Source organism: uncultured Corynebacterium sp., from assembly GCF_902782855.1.
GTDB lineage: Bacteria > Actinomycetota > Actinomycetes > Mycobacteriales > Mycobacteriaceae > Corynebacterium.
This window is the reverse complement of record NZ_CACZOO010000153.1, coordinates 1-5,504: the sequence shown is the minus strand read 5'-3', so window position 1 is coordinate 5,504 and position 5,504 is coordinate 1. Positions and strand designations below refer to the sequence as shown.

4 protein-coding genes and 1 pseudogene are annotated in these 5,504 nt (G+C 66.5%); all 5 read right to left on the bottom strand.

The features are described 5' to 3' along the window. The coding region (locus tag QZV72_RS07145) for a GTP-binding protein (RefSeq protein WP_297006672.1) at positions 1-674 on the bottom strand (674 nt) is incomplete at its 3' end. 38 nt (positions 675-712) lie between these two features. Then, a complete protein-coding gene (gene rpsG / locus QZV72_RS07140; RefSeq protein ID WP_297006671.1) occupies positions 713-1,180 on the bottom strand; it encodes a 30S ribosomal protein S7 in 468 nt (155 codons plus the stop codon). A gap of 3 nt (positions 1,181-1,183) precedes the next feature. Further along, on the bottom strand, positions 1,184-1,555 hold the full coding sequence (rpsL, locus tag QZV72_RS07135) for a 30S ribosomal protein S12 (RefSeq protein ID WP_297006670.1): 372 nt from the start codon (positions 1,553-1,555) through the stop codon (positions 1,184-1,186). A gap of 238 nt (positions 1,556-1,793) precedes the next feature. Further along, positions 1,794-3,014, bottom strand: a complete 1,221-nt coding sequence (locus QZV72_RS07130; RefSeq protein WP_297006668.1) for an 8-amino-7-oxononanoate synthase — start codon at positions 3,012-3,014, stop codon at positions 1,794-1,796. An 85-nt stretch (positions 3,015-3,099) separates the two neighbouring features. Next, positions 3,100-5,504 (bottom strand): annotated as a pseudogene (locus QZV72_RS07125) (DNA-directed RNA polymerase subunit beta'); the annotation flags it as partial.

Sequence of the window (5,504 nt, the reverse complement as noted above, 5' to 3'; positions counted from 1 at the left end):
GACTCGGCGACCGTCTCCAGCAGCTTCTCGCGGTACTCGGCGGCCTTGTCGGCGAGATCGGCGGGGATCTCCTCGATGGTCGGCTCGGTGCCGATCGCCACGGTGCCGCGCCAGGTGATGGCCTTCATCTCGACCAGGTCGACGACGCCGTCGAAGGCATCTTCGGCACCGATCGGGAGCTGCATCACCAGCGGCTTGGCGCCGAGGCGGTTGATGATCGTGTCGACCGTGAAGTAGAAGTCGGCACCGAGCTTGTCCATCTTGTTGACGAAGCAGATGCGCGGCACGTCGTACTTGTCGGCCTGACGCCAGACCTGCTCGGACTGGGGCTCGACACCCTCCTTGCCGTCGAAGACGGCGACCGCGCCGTCCAGGACACGCAGGGAACGCTCGACCTCGACGGTGAAGTCGACGTGACCGGGGGTGTCGATGATGTTGATCTGGTTCTCGTGCCAGAAACAGGTGACGGCGGCGGAGGTGATGGTGATACCACGCTCCTTCTCCTGCTCCATCCAGTCGGTGGTGGAGGCGCCGTCGTGGGTCTCGCCGACCTTGCGGTTGATACCCGTGTAGAAGAGGAAGCGCTCGGTCGTCGTGGTCTTGCCGGCATCGATGTGCGCCATGATGCCGATGTTGCGGACCTTCCGGAGGTCCTTCTGTACTTCCTGTGCCACTGTGATTCCTTAAAGTCGTGGGATCGGCAGAGCCGAATTTACCAGCGGTAGTGGGCGAAGGCGCGGTTGGCCTCGGCCATCTTGTGGGTGTCCTCACGACGTTTCACGGAAGCACCGAGACCGTTGGACGCGTCCAGGATCTCGTTGGCGAGACGCTCGGTCATGGTGTTCTCGCGCCGCTGACGGGTGAAGGTCACGAGCCAGCGGAGGGCGAGGGTGGTGGCGCGGCCCGGACGGACCTCGACCGGCACCTGGTAGGTGGCGCCACCGACACGACGGGAGCGGACCTCGAGGGCCGGCTTGACGTTGTCCAGCGCGCGCTTGAGCGTCACGACCGGGTCGGTGCCGGTCTTGTCGCGGCAGCCTTCCATCGCGCCGTAGACGATGCGCTCGGCGGTGGACTTCTTGCCGTCCAGGAGGACCTTGTTGACCAGCTGGGTCACGAGCTCGGAGCTGTAGACCGGGTCCTTGACTACGGGACGCTGGGGTGCACGGTTCTTACGCATTGATTACTGTCCCTTCTTGGCGCCGTAGCGGGAACGGGCCTGCTTGCGGTCCTTGACACCCTGGGTATCGAGGGAACCACGGACGATCTTGTAACGGACACCCGGGAGGTCCTTGACGCCGCCACCGCGGACGAGGACCATCGAGTGCTCCTGGAGGTTGTGACCCTCGCCCGGGATGTAGGCGGAGACCTCGACGCCGGAGGTGAGGCGAACACGCGCGACCTTACGGAGAGCGGAGTTCGGCTTCTTCGGGGTGGTGGTGTACACACGGGTGCACACACCACGCCGCTGCGGGGAGCCCTTCAGGGCGGCCGCGGAAACCTTGCGGGTCTTGTCGTGGCGGCCCTTACGGACCAGCTGCTGGATAGTAGGCATGAACCGACTTTCTTGTTTCAGTACTTCGGTCGACGGTGCCGTCGACCCTGCCGGCCAACGAGACCTCTCCCCGGACACTCGGCGCACTTTGTTTTAAACGTGCCGAAACCCCTCAGCCGCTCTCGCTGGCCTACGGGGTGAGTTTCATCCTGCTGGTTCTTCATCGGTGACCCAGGGGCCACACCGTCTTCCGACGGCCGGATGAGTCCTGATACGGGGACTGCGGATGGACGTTACCTCATCCGGGGCGCACAGCCAAATCGTCGAACGACCGGGACAGCACGTCGACGAGCCGGTCGATCTGCGGGAACGTGTGGTCCGCGGTCACCGTGATCCGCAGTATCGACTGTCCCCGGCGCACCGTCGGCCAGCGGATCGCCGGAACGTGGACGGCCCCTTCCCGCAGCGCCTCCTGGACCGCGAGGGCCAGCCGCTCATCCCCCACAGCGACCGGAACGATCGGCCCTTCCGCCACCCCACCCGCGGATATGCCGCGATCCTCAAGGCTCCTCCGCAGGTGGCGGGCGTTCCTTCGCAGCTCTCCGACACCCGCCTCCCCGGAACGCACCAGGCGGACCGACGCCGCTGCCGCCGCGACCGTCACCGGGCTGGCCGCCGTCGAGAACACGTACGGGCGGGCCTGGTTCCGGACCAGATCGGCAAGAGTCCGGTCACAGCAGATGAACCCGCCCTCGGTCCCGAGGGCCTTGCTGGCCGTGCCCACCAGGACATCCGGACGGACACCGGCGGCACCGCAGCAGCCACGGGCGGAGCCGACATCCCCCAGCGTGCCGATACCGTGCGCATCGTCGACCACGAGCACCGCCCCATGTCGGTCGCAGATCTCCCGGAGTTCCCGGAGCGGGGCGACAGTACCGTCCATCGAGAACAGACCGTCGGTGACGACCACCGCATGCGCCGTCCCCCGCGCCCGCAGCAGCTCGGCGAGGTGTCCGACGTCACGGTGCCGGTACACCGACAACCGGGCCCCGGACGACCTCGCGAACCGGATCCCGTCGATGATGCTGGCGTGGTTCCTCTCATCCGAGAAAACGGCCACCGGCTCCTCACGTGAGTCCGCGAGGACGGAGAGGACAGCCAGATTGGCCTGGTACCCGGTCGTCAACCAGACGCACTCCGGGAAGCCGAGCCAGTCGGCGACCTCCTGCTCCAGCTCCCGGTGCACCGTGCCGGTCCCGGTGGTCAACCTCGAGCCGCCGGACCCGACCCCGAAACGGTCGATGGCGCCGCGGGCGGCGTCCCGTAGTGCCGGATGGCCGGAAAGTCCCAGGTAGTTGCTGGACGCGAAGAGGAGGCGCTCCTCACCGTCGATCTCCGCGACGGCGTCCTGCCCCGAGCCGAACACCGACGGCCGGCGCTCCAGGCCGGCGTCCCGCCACGCTGCCCGACGTCGTGCGAGGTGGTTCCGGAACAGTGCGATGTCTTGAACGGTGTTCATGAGAGACACTGTACCGCACGGACACGACAGAGCCCGGACCCCGCGTACGGGATCCGGGCTCGTCACACGACCGGGCGGGCCGGAGCTAGCTCATGTCGATGTCGTCCAGCGGGACAGCGGCGCCGGTGAAGTCACCGAAACCGTCGTCACCGTAGAAGCCGGAGCCGTAGGAGTCCGGCATCTGGTACGCGGCGGCGCGGGCCTCCGCAGTGGGCTCGACGGAGATGTTGCGGTAACGGGAGATACCGGTACCGGCCGGGATCAGCTTACCGATGATCACGTTCTCCTTGAGGCCGATGAGCTTGTCGGACCGCTTGTTGATCGCGGCGTCCGTCAGCACACGGGTCGTCTCCTGGAAGGAGGCTGCCGACAGCCAGGAGTCGGTGGCCAGCGAGGCCTTGGTGATACCCATGATCTCCGCACGGACCTCCACCGGACGCCCACCGGTGCGCACGGCCTCCTTCGAGGCCGCCACGGCATCGGCGTGGTCGACCAGCGAACCCGGCAGGTACTCGGTCGAACCGGAATCGATGACCGTCACCCGGCGCAGCATCTGACGCACGATGATCTCGATGTGCTTGTCGTGGATGGCCACACCCTGATCGCGGTAGACCTTCTGGACCTCGTTGATGAGGTGCTGCTGCACGCCGCGCCGACCGAGGACACGGAGGACCTCGTGCGGGTCAGCGGCACCCTTGAGGAGCTGCTGGCCGACAGTGACATGGTCGCCCTGCTTGATCTGACGCTCGACGTCACCGACCTTGAGCACCGCCAGGCCCTGACGCTTCGACAGCTTCTCGTACACGACCTCGTCGGACCCGTCGTCCGGGATGATGGTGAGGGTGTAGAAGTTGTCGTCATCCTCGATGCGCACCGTGCCGTCGACGGAGGCGATGGGCGCCTTCGCCTTCGGGACGCGCGCCTCGAACAGTTCCTGGACACGGGGCAGACCGCCGGTGATGTCGCCACCGACACCACCCTGGTGGAAGGTGCGCATGGTCAGCTGGGTACCCGGCTCACCGATGGACTGCGCGGCGACGATGCCGACAGCCTCTCCGATGTCGACCTTCTTGCCCGACGCCATGGACCGGCCGTAGCAGGTCGCACAGACACCGGTGGAGGTCTCACAGGTCATCACCGAGCGCAGCTTGACCTCACGCACGCCGGCGGCGACCAGCTTGTCGATCTCCGGGTCACCGAGGTCGACACCCGCGGGAATGACGACCTCGCCGGCCGCGTCGACGGCGTCCGCGGCCAGGAAGCGGCCCTGGACAGCGGTCTCGACGAACTCGGCGCGACGGTAGGAACCGGTCTCGTTGCCCTCGGCGTCGAGCACCGGGTCAGCGAGCGGCATGGTGACGCCACGCTTCGTACCGCAGTCGTCCTCGCGGACGATGACGTCCTGGGCCACGTCGACGAGACGACGGGTCAGGTAGCCGGAGTCTGCGGTACGCAGGGCGGTGTCGGCCAGGCCCTTACGGGAACCGTGGGAGTTGTTGAAGTACTCCAGAACGGACAGGCCTTCACGGAAGGAGGTCTTGATCGGGCGGGTGATGTAGTCACCACGCGAGTTCGTGACCATGCCCTTCATACCGGCCAGGGTCCAGATCTGACGCATGTTGCCGGCCGCGCCGGACTTCACGATCATCGGGATCGGGTTGTCGTCCGGGTAGAGCTTCTCGACGGACTCACCGACGAAGTCGGTGGCTTCCTTCCACAGGTCCACCAGCGAGTTGTAGCGCTCGGTGCCGTTGATGGCACCGCGGCCGAACTTCTTCTCGATGACACGGGCGCGCTGCTCGTAGCCGTCGAGGATCTCCTTCTTGTTCGGCAGGACCAGCACGTCGTGCATGGTGATGGTCACGCCGGACCGGGTCGCCCAGTAGAAACCGGCGTCCTTCAGCTTGTCCACGGTCTGCGCGACCGTGATCATCGGGTAACGCGCCGCCATGTCGTTGATGATCGCGGCCTGCGGCTTCTTCGCCATCACACCGTCGATGAACGGGTAGTTCCACGGCAGCAACTCGTTGAAGAGCACGCGCCCCAGGGTGGTGTGCGCCAGCCAGGTGTCGCCCTTGTTCCAGCCGTCGGGGAACTGCTCCGCCTCGACCTCAGCCGTCGGGCGCAGGTGGCTGATCCGGACCTTGATCGGAGCCTGCAGACCCAGGACGCCACGGTCACGGGCCATGATCGCCTCGGCGAGCGACGAGTACACGCCCTTCTCCGGACCGTTCTCGTCCGCCGGGGTGTACCGGCCCTGTCCGCCGATCTCGTCCGGCCCCTTCGGCATGGTCAGGAAGTACAGACCGGTGACCATGTCCAGACGGGGCATGGCCAGCGGCTTTCCGGACGCCGGGGACAGGATGTTGTTCGAAGCGAGCATGAGGATACGGGCCTCGGCCTGCGCCTCATCGGACAGCGGCAGATGGACGGCCATCTGGTCACCGTCGAAGTCGGCGTTGAACGCCTCACAGGCCAGCGGGTGCAGCT

What these genes read in the sequence shown, in the direction of transcription:
- rpsG (WP_297006671.1), bottom strand. Translation starts at nt 1,180, where the DNA reads ATGCGTAAGAACCGTGCACCCCAGCGTCCCGTAGTCAAGGACCCGGTC.
- rpsL (WP_297006670.1), bottom strand. Translation starts at nt 1,555, where the DNA reads ATGCCTACTATCCAGCAGCTGGTCCGTAAGGGCCGCCACGACAAGACC.
- QZV72_RS07130 (WP_297006668.1), bottom strand. Translation starts at nt 3,014, where the DNA reads ATGAACACCGTTCAAGACATCGCACTGTTCCGGAACCACCTCGCACGA.